General features: G+C 69.7%; 11 protein-coding genes. 7 read left to right on the top strand and 4 right to left on the bottom strand.

Annotated features, from left to right (window positions below; translation table 11 throughout):
- Positions 1 to 2: 2 nt before the first annotated feature.
- The 4 genes from ACAM55_RS22005 to ACAM55_RS21990 form a co-directional block, all read right to left on the bottom strand.
- Complete coding sequence (locus ACAM55_RS22005; protein ID WP_369653557.1) at positions 3 to 821, bottom strand: hypothetical protein; 819 nt, start codon at positions 819 to 821, stop codon at positions 3 to 5.
- Positions 818 to 2,806, bottom strand: coding sequence for an ATP-binding protein (locus ACAM55_RS22000; RefSeq protein WP_369653556.1), 1,989 nt, complete (start codon positions 2,804 to 2,806; stop codon positions 818 to 820). The genes ACAM55_RS22005 and ACAM55_RS22000 overlap by 4 nt, the downstream gene beginning before the upstream one ends.
- Positions 2,803 to 3,840: an ABC transporter substrate-binding protein gene (locus ACAM55_RS21995; protein ID WP_369653555.1), complete on the bottom strand. Its 1,038-nt coding sequence runs from the start codon at positions 3,838 to 3,840 to the stop codon at positions 2,803 to 2,805. The genes ACAM55_RS22000 and ACAM55_RS21995 overlap by 4 nt, the downstream gene beginning before the upstream one ends.
- 147 nt (positions 3,841 to 3,987) lie before the next feature.
- Positions 3,988 to 5,916, bottom strand: coding sequence for an ATP-binding protein (locus ACAM55_RS21990; protein ID WP_369653554.1), 1,929 nt, complete (start codon positions 5,914 to 5,916; stop codon positions 3,988 to 3,990).
- A gap of 308 nt (positions 5,917 to 6,224) precedes the next feature.
- Between ACAM55_RS21990 and phnD (ACAM55_RS21985) the strand changes: the two genes are divergently transcribed.
- The 7 genes from phnD (ACAM55_RS21985) to ACAM55_RS21955 all read left to right on the top strand — a co-directional run bounded on the left by phnD (ACAM55_RS21985) (position 6,225) and on the right by ACAM55_RS21955 (position 17,364).
- Positions 6,225 to 7,178 carry a phosphate/phosphite/phosphonate ABC transporter substrate-binding protein gene (phnD, locus tag ACAM55_RS21985; protein ID WP_369656454.1) on the top strand — a complete coding sequence of 318 codons (954 nt, stop codon included), beginning with the start codon at positions 6,225 to 6,227 and terminating at the stop codon, positions 7,176 to 7,178.
- A 2-nt stretch (positions 7,179 to 7,180) separates the two neighbouring features.
- Positions 7,181 to 8,230 carry a phosphate/phosphite/phosphonate ABC transporter substrate-binding protein gene (gene phnD, locus ACAM55_RS21980; RefSeq protein ID WP_369656453.1) on the top strand — a complete coding sequence of 350 codons (1,050 nt, stop codon included), beginning with the start codon at positions 7,181 to 7,183 and terminating at the stop codon, positions 8,228 to 8,230.
- Between the two features lie 143 nt (positions 8,231 to 8,373).
- Complete coding sequence (gene tssK / locus ACAM55_RS21975) at positions 8,374 to 9,705, top strand: type VI secretion system baseplate subunit TssK (RefSeq protein ID WP_369653553.1); 1,332 nt, start codon at positions 8,374 to 8,376, stop codon at positions 9,703 to 9,705.
- Positions 9,706 to 9,733: 28 nt separating this feature from the next.
- On the top strand, positions 9,734 to 11,062 hold the full coding sequence (locus tag ACAM55_RS21970) for a DotU family type VI secretion system protein (RefSeq protein ID WP_369653552.1): 1,329 nt from the start codon (positions 9,734 to 9,736) through the stop codon (positions 11,060 to 11,062).
- Positions 11,059 to 14,658, top strand: a complete 3,600-nt coding sequence (tssM, locus tag ACAM55_RS21965) for a type VI secretion system membrane subunit TssM (RefSeq protein WP_369653551.1) — start codon at positions 11,059 to 11,061, stop codon at positions 14,656 to 14,658. Before ACAM55_RS21970 ends, tssM begins: the two co-directional genes overlap by 4 nt.
- Positions 14,655 to 15,311: a type VI secretion system-associated protein TagF gene (gene tagF / locus ACAM55_RS21960; RefSeq protein WP_369653550.1), complete on the top strand. Its 657-nt coding sequence runs from the start codon at positions 14,655 to 14,657 to the stop codon at positions 15,309 to 15,311. Before tssM ends, tagF begins: the two co-directional genes overlap by 4 nt.
- 154 nt (positions 15,312 to 15,465) lie before the next feature.
- A complete protein-coding gene (locus tag ACAM55_RS21955) occupies positions 15,466 to 17,364 on the top strand; it encodes a protein kinase (protein ID WP_369653549.1) in 1,899 nt (632 codons plus the stop codon).
- Positions 17,365 to 17,411: the final 47 nt, after the last annotated feature.

Below are 17,411 nucleotides of genomic sequence, written 5' to 3'. Positions count from 1 at the left end.
GGCTAGCGCGCGGGGTCGTGCGCCGCGAGCGCGGCACCGAAGTGGCCCGTGTAGGTGCGCAGGCCCTGGTGCGCCAGGTCGGACTGCGCATCGATGTGGACCTTGCCGCCCAGCGCCTGCCAGCGCCGGCAGAACGCATAGTCCTCGCTCAGGTAGCGGCCGTTGCCGGGCTCGGCCAGCAGGTCGAAGAAGCGGTAGTGCGGCCACGCCTGCGCCGCGGCATCGCGCGACGGATCGGGCGTGTAGCGCAGGTCGGGCCGAGCCTCGGCCAGGCGCTCGAACACCGGGCGCGCGATCAGCATGAAGCCCGTGGGCGCATCGAGTACCTCGACGAACCCGTCGGCATCGACCGCGCGCGCGCCCGTATATGCGTTGGCCGGAAAGCGCGCATGCCGCGCCTCGAAGTCGGCGCGCGTGCTGCCCGCGGGCAAGGCTTCGCAGAGGCCGCCAGCGGGCCAGCCGTCTTCCTTCAGCGGATAGACACCGGCCACCACGTCGCGGCCGGCCAAGAGCAGCCGCAGCGCCGCTGCGGGCTCAAAGCCGATGTCGGCATCGATCCAGAACAGATGCGTCCAGCGCGTGTCGGCCATGAACTCGGCGACCAGCCGGTTGCGTGCGCGCGGAATCAGGCTGTCGCCGTCCAGGAAGCGCGTCTGCATGGAAAAGCCGTGGGTCCAGGCGAGGTTCACGAGGCCGAGCAGGCTGCGCACGTAGATCGAGGCCAGCGCGCCGTTGTAGCTCGGCGTGGCGACGAAGGGCCGGATGTCTTTCAGTGCGGCAAGGTCGAGCATCGGTGGTGGTGGTTCGTCGGTTGGACTCATGCCGCGTGCGCATGCCGCCGCGTGGTGAGCAGTGCGCGCAGCTTGGCCGGCGCGACCGGCTTCGTCAACAGCATCACGCCGCCGTGGCGCAGGCGCTGCAGCACCTCGGGCCCGGTGGCGCCGGAGACGAGCACCGCAAGCGCGTCGGGCTGCAGACGCTTGGCGGCGGTGATCACGTCCATGCCGTCGTCGTCGCCGGCCAGTTGCAGGTCGCACAGCACCGCATCGAAATGCAGGTCGCCAGTGCCCAGCCGCGCGATGGCCTCGGCACCCGTGGAAACGCATTCGACCTGGCAGCCCCACTGCTCCAGCAGGGCGCGGCTGCCGTCGAGGATGACCGGGTCGTCGTCGATCACCATGCAGTGCAAGCCCGCCAGGGGCGTGAGCGCCATGGGCGTGGGCTCGGGCGTCGTGGCCTCGTCGGCACGGGCCGCGGGCACGGTGAGCGCAAAGGTGCTGCCCGCCTGCAGCGCGGAGCGCACCGTGATGCGGGTGCCGAGCAGCGCGGCAATGCGCGCGCAGATGGCCAGGCCCAGCCCGAAGCCGCGGCGCCGGTCGCGCTCGGTGTTGGCCACCTGGTAGAACTCTTCGAAGATCCGGCCCTGGTGGATGGGTGCAATGCCCACGCCGTTGTCGCGCACCTCGATGCGGACGTTGTCGCCGTCCTTGCGGCTGCGGCGCGCGGCCACCAGCACGGTGCCGCCAGAAGGGGCATGGCGCAGCGCGTTGGCCACCAGGTTGCCGACGATGCGCTGCAGCAGCGCCGCATCGCTGCGCACCGCAAGGCCGCGGTCGCTCCAGCGCAGCCGCACGCGGGTTTCCGACGCGGTGGCCGCATGCTGCGCATCGAGCTGGTCGAACAGCGCGGCCAGCGGCACCTTGGTGATCGTGGGGGTCAGCACCTGGGCATCGAGCCGCGAGATCTCCAGCAGGTCGTCCAGCAGCACGCCCATGAACTCGGTGCTCTCCTGCAAGCGCAGCACGGCCGGGCGCTGCGCGGGGCTGGCGCCCGGCAGCAGGCCGTCGATGAAAAGGCCCATGGCATGCAGCGGCTGGCGCAGGTCGTGGCTGGCCGCGGCCAGGAACCGTGCACGCGACAGCGCCGCCTGCTCGGCCTCGGCCATGCGCTGCAGCGCCACCGCGGTGGCTTCGCGCACGCGCTCCTCGCTGATGCGGCGGTTGCTCTGCAGCCGCTCGGCCAGCCGGTCGATGTCGCGCGCGAGCACCGCGAGTTCGTGCGAGCCGCCCCTGCTGGCCGCCGGCGGCGCGTTGTGCGAATCGCCCTCCACCACGTCGCAGCGCGCTTCGAAATGCCCGGCCTCCAGCGCGGCCACCGTGCGCGACACGCGGCGCAGCGGCCGTGCCACGGTGCGCGCCATGTGGCGCACCGACGCCCAGGCCGCGAGCAGGGCGACGAGCGCGATGCCGATGCCCGCGAAGAGCGAGCGGCTGCGCTCGCGCGCGTAGGCGGTGGTGTCGCGAAAGGTCTGCACCAGACCGATGGGCGTTTCACCCGCCGCGGTGGAGCCCGCAGGCGCGAAGGCGCTGGCGCGCGAGGCTTCGCGCAGCGTGACCGGCGAGGTGAACATGCGCAGCTGCGCGAGCGAGGGCGCCTTGGGCCCGGCCGTCACGTAGACGCCGGCGCTGTTGCTGATCTCGACCCGCATCACCTGCCCGCCGCGCAGCGCGGCGTTGGCCACGTTCTGCAGCGCCGGCAGGTCGCCGGCATAGAGGCTCAGGTCGGACATGGCCGCCACCTGGCGCGCCACGGCCTGGCCTTCGGCGTCGAAGGCCGCTTCGAGCGTTTGCAGGCGGCTGTGGGTGAACCAGCCGGTGAGCGCGAGCGCCACCGCGGCGCACGGAACAACGCCGAGCCGGAACAGGTCGCGCTGCAGGTTGCCGCGCACCATCAGCTTGGGCGCGGACTGGGGCGGCGGCGAGGTGATGTCGGCGCGCGTGCCTTCGGGCGGCAGCTTGTCGCTCATCGCGTGACGGTGAGCCGCTCGGCCAGTTCCCGCTCCTCCGGCAAGCGCAGTCCGAGTCCGCGCGCCACGGTGGCGTTGACGCGCACGGCGGCGGGCGTGGCCGATTCCACCAGCGGACTTGCGCCGCCGCCGCTGCTTGCGAGTTTCTGCCCGAGCAGCCGCGCCTGCTGCGCCAGCTGCGCGGGCGTCGACACCGCCGCGGCAAGCCCGCCCGAGCGCACCAGCCCTTCGCTGGCGCCGAACACCGGCAGGCCCGCCTCCGCGCCCGCGCGCAGCACCGAGAGCGTGGCGGCCTGGCTGTCGCCGATCAGGTCGGGCAGCACCATCAGCGCATCGCTGCGCGGCACCACCGCGCGCAGCGATGCGGCGAGCGACTTGGCGTCGGGCGCGTATTCGACCTGCACATCCCACGGCGGACTGCCGCCCTGTGCCGCGCGCTGCAGCTCGCGCACCAGCGGCTCCGATTCGGGCGTGGCGACCACGCCGATGCGCTGCTTCTGCGGCAGCACCGCGCCCACCAAAGCGAGCTGGTCGGCCATGGCCGGGTCGCGCAGCAGCACGCCCACGCGCCGGTCGCCACGGCGCAGCGCAGGGCTGGTGGCGCGCAGGTTCTCGTAGTCGAGCCGGCTCAGCATGGCGAGCACCAGCGGCTGCTGGCCCGGCCGTTCGAGTGCGGCGCGTGCGGCCGGCATGCCGACCGCCATCGTGAGGTTGGCGTCTGCCGCCAGGGCGCGCAGGCTGCGCGTGCGCACGCCGGCGTTGGCGCTGCGCTCGGTTTCGGTGCTGGCCGTCTCCGTGGCTTGCGGCGTGTCCGCGCCGCCCGGCGAAAGCCGCACCAGGTCGAAGCGGGACCCGGGCTCCTGGCCCGCGCGAAGGTACTGCACGAACTCCGAGTGGGCCGCGAGTTCGTCGCCCATCAGCACCGTGAGAGCGGCGGCCGGCGTGTGAGCCGTGAGAAGCGCCGCGCCCATGGCGAGCGCGATGCGGGCGCCGCGGCGCAGCCGTTTCCGGAAGAGCGAGATGAATGGGTTCACGGCGAAAAACATGGACTGCCTCTGCAGCAAGGGGCAGTACCCAATGTACGGAAGCCCTCTGCTTCGCGCGATAAGGCGGAGGGCTTATGTCGGCACCCGCCACCGCTTGCCAGCGTGACGAAGTGCACAGTGCGGCAGCTGCTTGGCCTATGTCCGATGGACTAGGTTCCGCAGAACGGTCCCCAGGGCGTCGGCGTTCTGCAGTGCGGCCGCGCGTTGCGCCTGGATCGCCTGGCGCAGCACGCGCGGCGAAACCGGCTTGTAGAGCACCGTGATGCCGGCGCTCGCCACTTCGCGCAGCCGGTCGGGCTTGGTCTCGCCCGTGACCAGCAGCCGCGCCGTGGCGGGACCGATGCCGCGCGGATGGCGCTCGAGCGCGGCGATCACGTCCAGCCCGTTGTCGCCGCCTTGCAGCAGCAGGTCGCTCACCACCACGTCGGGAGGCTGCTCCCACGCATCGGCCAGCGCCAGCGCTTCGGCGCGGGTCTGCGCCGCCATGACCTCGGCGCCCCAGTTGGTCAGCACCACCGACAGGCCTTCGAGGATGGTGCGCTCGTCGTCGATCACGAGGATGCGCAGCTGCTCGAGGCTGGCGTCCTCCTCGACGGCGCCGACGGTGGGCGCGGCATCGAGCGCCGGCAGCGCGGCGGGGGCCGAACGCACCAGCACGCGCACGCAGGTCCCCTTGTGCGGCCTGGAGGTCAGCTCCACGCGGGTGTTGAGCAGATCGGCCAGGCGCTGCACGGTGGCCAGCCCCAGGCCCATGCCGCGCTGCCCGCGGGACGCCTGGCGGCCGGTGCTGCCTTCCACCTGGTAGAACTCTTCGAACACCCGTGCCTGGTGCTGCACCGCGATGCCCACGCCGGTGTCGACCACGTCGATGCGAACGCCCCTGCCGCGCCGCCGGGCGCCGATCAGCACGCCGCCCTCGATGGTGTGGCGCAACGAGTTCGACACCAGGTTGTTGAGAATGCGCGAGAGCATCACATAGTCGCAGCGCACCCAGAGGTCGGTCTTGCGCGCCACCAGGCGCAGGCCCTGCTGCTCGGCCACCGGCCGGAAGTTGCGGCTGATCTCGTCGAACAGCTGGTCCAGCGGAAAGTCCGCCCACTGCGGCTGCAGCACGCCGGCATCGAGCTGCGAGAGGTTGAGCAGTTCCGAGAACAGCCGGTCGAGAGAATCCACGCATTCGCGGATGTGGCCGATGCGCTGCAGGCGCACCGGATCGGTCTCGCCATTGGCCAGCCCGTCGGAGAACAGCGTGAGCGCGTGCAGCGGCTGGCGCAGGTCGTGGCTGGCCGCGGCCAGGAGGCGGGTCTTGGCCTGGCTCGCGACTTCGAGCTGCTGGTTCTTGCGCGCCAGTTCGGCCGTGGCCTCGCTGATGCGGCTTTGCAGCAGCCGGTGGCTTTCGGCCAACGCGCGCGCCGCCTGGTTGAAGCCATGCTGCAGATGCCGTACTTCGGAAGTGCCCTCGATGGCCACGCTCGCGGCCTCGCCCGCGCCCAGGCGGTCGACGGCCTTGCCCAGCGCGCGGATCGGCTCGCTGATGCGCCGCGCCGCCCACCAGCCCGCCAGTCCCACGCCCACCAGGCTGATGGCCAGCACCAGCACCACGTTGAGCCACACCGAGCGCCGCGCATGCTGCACGGCGTCCAGGCTCATCTCGACCATCACCTTGCCGCTCTGCTTGCCCTCTTCGCTCACGATCGGCACCACCACCTGCAGGCCTTCGCCGCGGGCCCGGTCGACGGTTTCGGAGTTGGCCACGATTTCGCCGTCGTCCGACCAGATCTGCACCTGCTGCACGTGCGGCTGGTAGGTACCCGACTGGGCCGTGCGCTGCAGGATGCGGCGGTCCATGCGCACCAGCGGGGCCTGCGCCGCCGTGGCGACCTGCAGTGCCACCGTCTGGGCATTGGCGCGCATCAGCTCGGTCAGGTTGTCCAGGTGCTGGCGCGTCAGAACGGCAATGGCCGCCAGCGTGGCTGCGGTGGCCGGCACCAGCGCGAGCAGGATCAGCTGCTGCGCGAACGTGAGGCGGGCGAGCCCCCGCAGGACGTGGAAGTTCCAGTTCATTGGGGCATTGCAGGCATGGCTGTCAAGCTTAGGGGACTGGCCGCGCGAGCGAAATATGGGAAAAACATCACGAAAATAACCCGTACTTGGTATCTAATTGCGTCGCCTCACCGATGTTAGACCCGCTGGTCCGCAGCGGCCCCATGTCTCCGTGTCAAAAAATGCAGGCCTCCTTACGCAGCGTCCGGAAGGCTTCCGGCGCTCCTGACGCGTTTCGCGCCTCCCGCCGTTGCGCGCGATTCTGGCGTGCCGTTGCCGCTGTGCGCCGACGCGCCGCCCTGTCGACGCTGCTCGCCGTGCTGCCCCTGATGGCCGCGGCCCAGCCCGCGCTGCAGCCTGATGCGCCGGTGCGCTTCGGCATCCTGCCGCTTGGCGGCGCCTTCGAGTCGCGCAGCGACTGGGATCCCCTCCTGGCCGAGCTGAGCCGCGCCATTGCACGGCCCGTGAGCGTGCTGTCGGTCAATTCGTATGAAGCGCTCGAACAGGCCATTCAGCGCGACGAGGTCGACATGGCGTTCCTGTCCGGGAAGATGGCGCTGGACGCCGTCACCCAGCGCCGCATGAAAGTCGTGGCTCAGGTGGTGCGGCACGACGGGCTGCCCGGCTACCGCGCGTTGCTGCTGACCCGCAAGACGCCGCCGTTCAACACGAAGAAGAGCCTGCTCGCGGAGCCGGAGCGCTGGCGCCTTGCGCGCGGGGAGCGGCAGTCGGTGTCCGGCTTCATCGTGCCGCAGCTGCAATTCTTCCTGCCCAACCACATCGCGATGGAGACGCGCTTCCTGAGCGAGATCGTGGGCACCCACCAGACGACGGCCCTTGCCGTGGCCAACAACGAAGCCGACGTGGCCACCAACAACACGGCCGATTTCGAGCGCTTCAAGCTGCGCTTTCCGGCCGAGGCGCAGCGGCTGCAGGTGCTGTGGGAATCCGAGCTCATTCCGCATGCGCAGATCGTGGTGCGGCGGGAATACTCGCCCGAGTTGCGCAGCCGGGTGCAGGCGTTTCTGGTCGGCTACGGGCGTGCCAAGGGTCCGCGCGGCGACGGCGAACGCCTGGTGCTCAAGTCGCTGCACGACCTGGCCGGTTTCGTGGCCGCGGACAACAGCTCGCTGCAGCCGGCCGCCAAGCTCGCCTACCAGCTGGCCAAGCAAAACGCCATGACCGCACAGTGGGTCAACGACGCGGCGCGCCAGGCGCGGCTGCAGCGCATCGAAACCAATTACGCGGAGCAGGTTACCGTCTTGCGGGATCTGTCGCCCTGATGTTGCCCATGGCGTTTTCGCGCGTCCTGCGCCTGTTCGCGGTGGCACTGGCGCTGTCCGCCGCGGCCGTCGGTTCGCTGGCGCAGGGCGGCGCGGCGGGCGCTCACAAGGCGGCTCCGGTCGCGTCGATCCGCTTCGGCGTGCTGCCGCTGGGCGGCGCCGTCGAATCGCGCGCACTGTGGATGCCTTTGCTGGCGGACATGAGCCAGGCCATCGGCGTGCCCGTGAGCGCCTATTCGGTGGCGTCCTACGAAGAGCTCGACCGAGCCATCAAGCGCGACGAGATCGACATGGCTTTTCTGTCGGCCAAGATGGCGCTCGACGCCGTGATGCAGCAGCGCATGAAGGTGGTGGCGCAAATCGCGCGCCGCCCCGGCATGCCGATGCACCGCGCGGTGCTGCTGACGCGCAAGGCCGGCGTGCCCAACACGCTGGAAGCCGTGCTCGCCGAACCCGAGCGCTGGCGGCTGGCGCGCGGCGACAGCCGTTCGGTGACCGGATTCCTCGTTCCGCAGAGCCAGCTCTTCCTGCCGCGCAACATAGAGCTGGAGACGCGTTTCCGTGGCGAGGTGGTCGGCAACCACCAGGCCACCGCGCTGGCCGTGGCCAACGGTGACGCCGATGTGGCCACCAACAACACCACCGACTTCGAGCGCTTCAGGGAACAGTTCCCGGTCGAGGCCGGGCGGCTCCACATCGTCTGGGAATCCGAGCCGCCACCCGGCGCGCAGATGGTGGTGAGGCGCTCCTATCCCCCCGAGTTCCAGTCCCGGCTGCAAAGCTTTCTGATCGGGTATGGCCAAGGCAAGGGCCCGCGCGCAGACGCCGAGCGCGAGGTCCTGAAGACGCTGCGCGCGGCCTACGGCTACGCCCCAGCCGACGACAGCGCGCTGCTGCCCGAGGCCATGCTCGAATACCAGCTTGGCAAACAGCGCGCCATGGCCGCCGCGTGGGTCAACGAGGCGGCGCGCGAGCAGCGGCTGCGGCGCATCGAGCAGGCCTACAAGGAACAGGTCGAGACATTGCGCGCGGCGGCCGGCGCGACGCGCTGAGCAGGCACCGCGGCCTCGCATCTAGTCCCTTCGCCGTAGCTCCAAATCCCTCCGCCTAGGCCGTTAGGCGGATTTGCCGGCGGCCCTGCGCGCCGGAAACTCCGTGCTTCTTTCGGGCAGCCCTTGCCTTTGACGGAGTGCGGATGAGTTGGCGAACAAAAGTGGTCTGGAGCGAGGGGATGCTGCTGCAGCCCCAGCACCTGCAGCAGAGCGAGCGTCATGGCGACCATGCGCGGCATGTGCTGTTGCGCTCCACCACGCCCTATGCCTGGGGCTTCGCGGAGATCGAGATCGATCAGGCCGCGCTCACGCTGGGCAAGCTGGCGCTGGTGCGCGCGGTGGGCATCTTCGGCGACGGCACGGTGTTCGACATGCCGGCGGTCGATCCGCTGCCCGAACCCATCGACATTCCGCCCACCATGCGCGACGAGGCCGTGATGCTGGCATTGCCGCTGCGCCGCGCCGGTGCCCGCGAGGCCGATGCCGAGGAATACGAAGAGCTGGTGCGCCACCGCGTGCTCGAGTCCGAGGTGCCCGACTCCAACACCGCCGGCGAGCGCACGGCCATGCTGCAGCTGGGCCAGCTTCATACGCGCCTGATGCGCGCCAGCGAAGCGACCGATGCCTGGACCACGCTGGGCGTGGCCCGTGTGCTCGAGCGCCGGGTCGACAACCAGGTGCAGCTCGACCGCGCCATGCTGCCGCCGCTGCTGGACGTGGCGGGCCATGCCGTGATCCGCGCCTGGCTCGACGAACTGCTGGGCCTCATGCGCCAGCGCGGCGAGGCACTGGCCGGCCGCATGACGCAGGGCGGCACTGGCGGCGTGGCCGAGATCGCCGACTTCATGCTGCTGCAAACGGTCAACCGCAATGAGGCGATCTTTGCGCACCTGGCCAAGAGCGCCATGCTGCACCCGCAGCACTTCTTCGAGCACGCGCTCGGGCTGGCCGGCGATCTGGCGAGCTTTCGCGATTCACGCCGCGTGGCGCGCTTCGGCCCCTACATCCACGACGACCTGGCGCTGAGTTTCCGCCCGCTGATGGACGACCTGCGGCGCAGCCTCTCGATGGTGCTGGAGCAGTCGGCCATCCGCATCGACCTGCACGACCGCAAGCACGGCGTGCGCGTGGCGGTGGTGACCGACGTCGAGCTGCAGCGCAAGGCGACCTTCGTGCTCGCGGTGAACGCCAACATGCCGAGCGAAGCGCTGCGTGCCCGCTTTCCCACGCAAGTCAAGATCGGCCCGGTCGAGCGCATCCGCGACCTGGTCAACCTGGCGCTGCCTGGCGTCACGCTCACGCCCATGCCGGTCGCGCCGCGCCAGATCCCTTTCCACACAGGCGCCAACTACTTCGAGCTCGAAACGCGCAATAGCGACCTGTGGCGCCAGCTGGAGCAATCGGGCGGCATCGCGATGCACATCGCGGGCGATTTTCCCGGCCTCGACCTCGCGTTCTGGGCAATCAGGGCCTAGCGATTCCGGGTAACGGACGGAACACACCATGACTACACCCGATCCCTTCGCCGCTTTCGAGTCGGAGCGCACGGTCATCAAGCCCAAGCCGCGCACGCCGGCCGGTACGCCGCCGCCCGCTGCCGCGCCCGCGCCTTTCTTCGGCGGCGCCGATCCGACGCCCGCCGCCGATGTCGGCGAGATCGGGCTGCTCAACCCGCTGGTCTCGGCCGCGGGCAAGCTGCTGGTGCTTACGGCCAAGCTGCGCAATCTCGCGCAGCCGCCCAATGTGCCGGCCCTGCGCGCCTCCACAGCCGAAGCGGTGAACCAGTTCGACGCCGCCGCGCGCCGCGCCGGCGTCAGCAATGAGTCGGTGCTTGCCGCGCGCTATGTGCTGTGCACGGCGCTGGACGAGGCCGTGGCCAACACGCCCTGGGGCGTGCAGGCCGGCTGGAACAAGCAGAGCCTGCTGGTGCAGTTCCACAACGAGACCTGGGGCGGCGAGAAGGTGTTCCAGCTGCTCGCCAAGCTCGCGCAGGACGTGCCCACGCACCGCCAGCTGCTGGAGCTGATCTACAGTGTGCTCGCACTCGGCTTCGAGGGCCGCTACCGCGTGGTCGACAACGGCCGTGCGCAGCTCGACTCGGTGCGCCAGCGCCTGGCCGACCTGATTGCCAAGGATCGTCCGCCGCTCGAAGCCGAGCTTTCGCCGCATTGGCGCGGGCAGGGCGCAGGCACGGTGCGGCTGCGCGAATCGCTGCCGCTGTGGGTGTTCGCGGCCGGCTTTGCGCTGTTGCTTGCGCTGGCGTGGTTCGGCCTGCGGCTCACGCTCAATTACCGCTCCGACACCACCTATGCCGCCGTGTCGGGCCTGCGCGTGCCCAACATCCAGATCGCGCCGCCCGCCGCGCCGGCCAAGACGCCGCGGCTCGCGCGCTTTCTCGAGCCCGAGATCAAGCAGGGCCTCGTGACCGTGACCGACGAGGCCGACCGCAGCGTGGTGCGCCTGCGCGGCGATTCCTTCTTCGGCTCCGGCAGCGCCGAACCCATGGCGGCCTCGCTGCCGGTGCTGCGCCGCATCGGCCAGGCACTGGCCGAGGTGAAGGGCGAGGTGCTGATCACCGGCCACTCGGACAACCAGCCGATCCGCTCGCTGCGTTATCCGTCCAACTGGCATCTGTCGGCCGCGCGCGCCGATGCAGTGAAGGGCGCGCTCACCACGCTGGTCGATCCGGCGCGCATGCGCTCCGACGGCAAGGCCGACGCCGAGCCCGTGGCCGCCAACGACACGCCGGCCAACCGCGCGCGCAACCGGCGCGTGGACATCGTGCTGTTGTCCGAGCCGGACCGGGTCGCTTCGGCGGGAGTGACGAAATGATCAAGAAAATCTTCGGCTTCCTGTTCAGCCCGGTGCTGCTGACCATCCTGGCGCTGGTCATCGTCGCGCTGCTGATCTGGTGGATCGGCCCGCTGGTGAAGATCGGTGCGTGGGCGCCGCTCGAGAGCGAGCTTGCGCGCGCGCTGCTGATCGGCGCCATCGTGCTCATCGTGGTGCTGCGTGCGCTCTACCGCCGCTGGCGCGCGCGCCGTGCGAGCCAGCACCTGACCGACGGCCTCATGAAGGCGCCGGCCGCCAAGACCGACGCGCCCGTCAACGGCGAACAGAAGATCCTCGACACGCGCTTCAGCGAAGCCGTGTCCACGCTCAAGCAGATGCGCCTGCATGCGGCCGGCAAGAAGCCCGGCTGGCGCGACTGGCTTTCCATTTCCGGCGGCAGCTACCTGTATGACCTGCCGTGGTACGTCTTCATCGGCGCGCCCGGCGCGGGCAAGACCACGGCGCTGGTCAACTCGGGTCTTTCGTTTCCGCTGGCAGAGAAGTTCGGCCCCGGCGCCATCCGCGGCGTGGGCGGCACGCGCAACTGCGACTGGTGGTTCACCGACGAGGCCGTGCTCATCGACACTGCCGGCCGCTACACCACGCAGGACAGCCACCAATCGGAAGACAAGAGCGCATGGGAAGGGTTCCTGGGTCTCTTGAAGAAGGCGCGCCCGCGCCGCCCGCTGAACGGCGTGTTCCTGACAGTGAGCGTGGCCGACCTGCTGAGCCAGGGCCCCGAGCAGCGCACGCAGCTGGCCGCGTCCATTCGCGCGCGGCTGCTCGAGCTCGATTCGAAACTCACCACGCGGTTGCCGGTTTACGTGCTCGTCACCAAGAGCGACTTGCTCTACGGCTTTACCGACTACTTCGACGACCTCGGCAAGGAGCAGCGCGCGCAGGTGTTCGGCTTCACGCTGCCGGCCGACGAAAACGTGCAGGCCGACGACAAGGGGCTTTCCACCGCCTTCCAGCGCGAGTTTGCGCTGCTGCACAACCGCGTCAACGACGGGCTCATTTCGCGCATGCAGCGCGAGACCGATGGCACGCGGCGCGCCGCGATCTTCGGCTTTCCGGCGCAGTTCGGTTCCATCGGCTCGATGCTGTCCGACCTGCTCGACCAGGTGTTCACCGGCTCGCGCTTCGCGCAGCCGCCGTGGGTGCGCGGCGTGTACTTCACCAGCGGCACGCAGGAAGGCAGCCCGATCGACCGCGTGATGGGCAGCCTTGCGCGCAGCTTCGGCATCGAGCGCGCCATGCTCGCGCCGCAGAAATCGAGCGGCCGCAGCTACTTTCTCACCGCGCTGCTGCGCGAGGTGGTGTTTCCCGAGCAGCGCCTGGCCGGTGCCAACGTGAAGCTCGAGCGCCGGCGCCATGCCCTGCGCGTGGCCGGCGTGGCGGCCATGACGCTGGTCACGCTCGCGCTGCTTGCGAGCTGGGGCTACAGCACGCTGCAGAACGTCAATTACCTGAAGTCGGTCGAGGCGCGTGTCGAGCCCGCGCGCCAGAACCTCGCGGCCCTGCCTTCGCGGGTGCAGAACCTGGTCGAGGTGGCACCCGTGCTGCAGGGCCTGCGCGACATCTGGAAAACGCCTGACAACCGGCAGGGCGACGAGCCGCTGTCGATGACGCTCGGCCTCTACCAGGGCGACAAGCTCGACGCCGCCGCCATGCTCACGCACCAGCGCGCGCTCAACGACGCCTTCCTGCCGCAGATCGCCAAGCGCATCGAAGACCAGCTGCGCACCGCGCAGAAGGACAACCTCGAGTACACGTACGAGGCGCTCAAGAGCTACCTCATGCTCTATCAGCCCGAGCACTTCGATGCCGAGGCGCTCAAGGCCTGGATCACTCTCGACTGGGCGCGCAGCCTGGACCGCGGCATTCCCGAAGACCAGCGCAAGGCGCTCGAAGACCAGCTCGACGTGCTCATCGCCCAAGGCCCGCCGCGTTCGCCGCTCAAGATGGACGAGAACCTGGTGCGCAGCGTGCGCGCCGTGCTCGCGAGCTATCCGCTGGAGCAGCGCGTGTTCAGCCGCCTGAAGCGCCAGCGTGCCACCAAGGACATTCCGGCCTTCAGCATCGCCACCGCCGCGGGCCCCTCGGCGCCGCTGGTGTTCGAGCGCATCAGCGGCAAGCCGCTGACCGAAGGCGTGCCGGGCATGTTCACCTACGACGGCTATCACAAGCGCTTCCAGAATGAAGTGACGGTGCTCACCGGCCTGCTCGCGCAGGAGGACCCGTGGGTGCTCGGGCAAGACCGCAGCGCCACCGACCGGATGCGCGACGTGGCCGCCCTCGGCGCGCTGACCGATCGCGTGCGCCGGCTCTACCTGGCGGAATACGTCAAGGTGTGGGAAACGCTGCTGGCCGACGTGCGGCTGATTCGCGCCAACGGGCTCGAGAAGAACATCGAGGCCGCGCGCATCCTCTCGGGCGTGGGTTCTCCGCTGGCGAACTTCCTGCGCGCGGTCGTGAAGGAAACCACGCTCATTCCGGCCGACCAGCCCAAGGATGTGGTGAGCAAGGCCACGGCCACGGTCGCCAACACCCGCAAGGGCCTGGAAGACCTGTTCGGCGGCGACCCGAACAAGGCGGTGGCCAGCGGCAAGCGCATCGAGAGCATCGTGGACGACCGCTTCGAGCCGCTGCGCCGTCTTGTCACCCCCGCCGCGCCGAACCAGCCTGCGCCCATCGACGATGCGCTCAAGCTTTTCAACGAGGTGTACGTGTACCTCAACGCCGTCGACACGGCCGTGAAGGGCCGCACCTCGCCGCCGCCCGGCGACGTGGCCGGCAAACTCAAGTCCGACGCCGGCCGCCTGCCCGAGCCGGTGCGCACGATGGTCGAGAACCTGAGCCAGTCGGGCGCGGCGCAGGCCCAGGTGGCCGAGCGCGGCAACCTGAGCCAGGACCTGCGTCCCGTGACCGAGTTCTGCAACCGCGCCATTGCGGGCCGCTATCCCTTCGTGGGCAACAGCAAGCGCGACGTGCTGCCCGAGGACTTCGGCCAGATGTTCGGCCCCGGCGGCCTGATGGACGACTTCTTCCAGAAGCGGCTGGCCGCGCTGGTCGACACCAGCACCCGGCCGTGGCGCTACAAGCCCGTGGCCGAGCGCGGCGCCGTCACCACGCAGGCGATTGCGCAGTTCGAGCGCGCCGCGCGCATCAAGGACATCTTCTTCCGCGGCGGCGGCCGCGGCCCTTCGATGCGGCTGGACTTCAAGCCGGTGGAGATGGACGCCGGCATCACGCAGTTCATTCTCGACGTGGACGGCCAGCTCGTGAAATACGCGCACGGCCCGGTGGTGCCCATGGCCGTGCAGTGGCCCGGCCCGAAGGGCAGCAACCAGGTGCGCATCCAGGTCAGCCCGCCTTCGACCACGGGCAGTTCGGGCTCGGCGGTCGATGGGCCATGGGCGCTGTTCCGCGCGCTCGACGACGGCCAGCTCGAAGCCGGCGATGCGCCCGAGAAATTCTTCATCACCTTCCAGGTCGGCCCGCGCAAGACGCGCTTCGAGGTGACGACGAACAGCGTGCAGCATCCGATCCGCTTGAAGGAACTGCGCGAGTTCTCCTGTCCGGAGGGGCTGTGAGCGACGTGGCGACTTCTTCCTCTTCCTCCTCTTCTGTCTTCGCTTCTTCTTCGGACGCGCTGCCGGGATGGTTCGGCAAGTTGCCGGGCATGGGGGACTTTGCGCATCGGCGCCTGCCCGAGTCGTTCCGTTCGGTGTGGGACCAGTGGCTGCAGCGCGGGTTGGCGCGGCTGAAGGACCGGCATGCCGACTGGACGGCGCATTACCTGGAGGCGCCGATCTGGTGCTTTGCCTTGGGGCCGCAGGTTGCCGGAGAGGGCGCGTGGATCGGTGTGTTGATGCCTTCGGTCGATGGCGTGGGGCGGTACTTTCCGTTCACTATGGCTGTCGAGCTTGATGTTTCCGTGGGCGAGGTGCTGCGGGGGGATGCGCTGCAAGTTGCGTTGCGCTGGTGGTCGCAGGGCACGCGGGCTGCACTCGAAGGGCTTGAGGGGGATCTGGATGCGCTGCGGTTCGATGCCGTGTTGCAACGGGTGTTTGTTGCCGATGTTGGTGATGTGCGCGTTGGGGCGGTGGAGTCGCTGGTTTTGCCGGGGGCGGGGGGGTCGTTGTGGATGGGCGATCCGGGCGCTGAAGAGACTGTTCGAATAGTTGTGGCTGGGTTGCCTTTGGATGGGCAGTTCGAGGCTTTGTTTGTTGGGGGTGGGGAATGACGTCCGTCAGTCGTTTTCTTTCCCGAAGCCGGGATATCCGCCCGATGGCGGACTCACTTTCCTTTGGTGAAGCAAAGAAAAGCAGGTCGCCCGCCGGGGCGAGTCCCGGCCTCGGGAAGCAAGCACCCGTCTACGTTCAAACGGGAGCCACTCAATGACCGACGCAAACACGCCTCCAGAAGACGACCGTACGCAGGTCATGTCGAGGCCAGCCCCACAACCCGCGGGCAACGAAGACACGTCAGCCACCGTCATCACGGCAAACCCGACCAGCCTGTCCAACGTCCCCGTCACCAGCCCCGCCACGGAAGCCAACGAAGCCGGCCTCCTCCCCGTAGGCAGCCGCCTCGCAGAATTCGAAATCACCAGAGTCGTGGGCCAGGGCGGCTTCGGCGTCGTCTACGAGGCCTGGGACCACACGCTTGAGCGCGTCGTCGCCATCAAGGAATACCTGCCGACGTCGCTCTCGACCCGGCAGCAGGACGGCACGGTGGTCCCGCTCTCCGAGCGGCACCGCGAAACCTTCGATCTCGGCATGCGCAGCTTCATCAACGAGGCCCGCCTGCTCGCGCAGTTCGACCATCCCTCGCTGCTGAAGGTCTACCGTTTCTGGCAGGAGCGCGGCACCACCTACATGGTGATGCCGTTCTACCGCGGCGACACGCTGCGCCAGGCGCTGGTGTCCATTCCCGCGGGGGTGGACGAGGCATGGTTGATCCGCATCATGGACGGCGTGACGCAGGCGCTGGCGGTGATGCACAACGCCAACTGCTACCACCGCGACATCGCGCCCGACAACATCATCCTGCTCGAAGGCTCCGGCCGGCCGGTGGTGCTCGACTTCGGTGCCGCGCGCCGCGTGATCACCGACAAGACGCAGGCGATCACCGTCATCCTGAAGCCCGGCTACGCGCCGATCGAGCAGTACGCCGAAATGCCCGACATGTCGCAGGGCGCGTGGACCGACGTCTACGCGCTGGCGGCAGTGATGCACGTGGCCGTCTGCGGCCGCGCGCCGCCGCCTTCGGTGGCGCGGCTGTTGTCCGACAGCTATGTGCCGCTGGCGGGCAACGAGATCCTGCGCCAGCGCTACAGCCTGCGGCTCCTGCAGGCGATCGATTCTGGCCTGGGCGTGCGGCCCGAGTCGCGGCCGCAGTCGATGGCCGAGTTCCGCGCCGCGCTCGACCTGGAGGTGGGCCACAGCGTCGCGCCAACGCCGCGCACCACGCCGCCGGGCTCGGGTGCGCGGACCCACAGCAACGCCGACCTGCCGACGACGATCGGCCGCGGCAAGGCGCCTGCGCCGGCACCCGCTCCGGGCGCGGGCACGAGCGGAAAGAACGGCAAGGCCGTGGCCGCCCTGGCCTCGGTGGCCGTGCTGGCCGCCGTGGCCGGTGGCGGCTGGTGGTGGTACCAGGGCCGCACGGCGGGCGCGGAGGGCGACGGCGGCAAGCAGGTCGCGGTTGCAACACCGCCGCCGCCGCCCGAGCCCCGCGTGACCCAGGCGCCCCCAGCACCGCCGCCGCCTCCGCCGCCAACACCCCGCACGCCGCTCGAATCGCTGCAGTCGCTTGCCGCGGGCGCGGCGCCGGGTTTCGACGTGACGGCCACGCCGAAGAAGCCCGAGGTGGCGATCGGCAAGGACAAGCTGGCCTTCGAGGTCCGCAGCAAGCGCGAGGGTTTCGTCTACGTGTTCCTGCTGTCGAGCGGCGGAGAGATGTTCCTGCTGTTCCCCAACCTGCTCGACAAGTACAACAAGATCACCGCGAACAGCCCGCTGTCGCTGCCGCGCGCCTCATGGCCGATGGATGCGGGCGGTCCGGCCGGCACCAACCAGTTCGCGGTGCTCGTCAGCCAGCACGAGCGCGACTTCAGCGCCTCGGGCATGCAGAACGACGGCGTGTTTCCGCAGTTTCCGCTGCCCGTGCTGGCGGCGCTCGAAGCCAGCCGCGGCACGGGGCCGTCGCCCTTGCTGGGCAAGCCCGCGTGCGCGCCCAACACCCCATGCAACGACGTCTACGGCGTCGCGAATTTCAAAATCGTCGAGAAGTAATCGTCTGTAGAGCGTTGGCCCGCTGGGCCGTCTTTCGGACAAGGAGG

It is taken from the genome of Variovorax sp. V213, from assembly GCF_041154455.1.
Classification (GTDB): Bacteria; Pseudomonadota; Gammaproteobacteria; order Burkholderiales; family Burkholderiaceae_C; genus Variovorax.
Note: the sequence above shows the minus strand (reverse complement) of the source record. Positions and strands in the feature narration are given on the sequence as shown.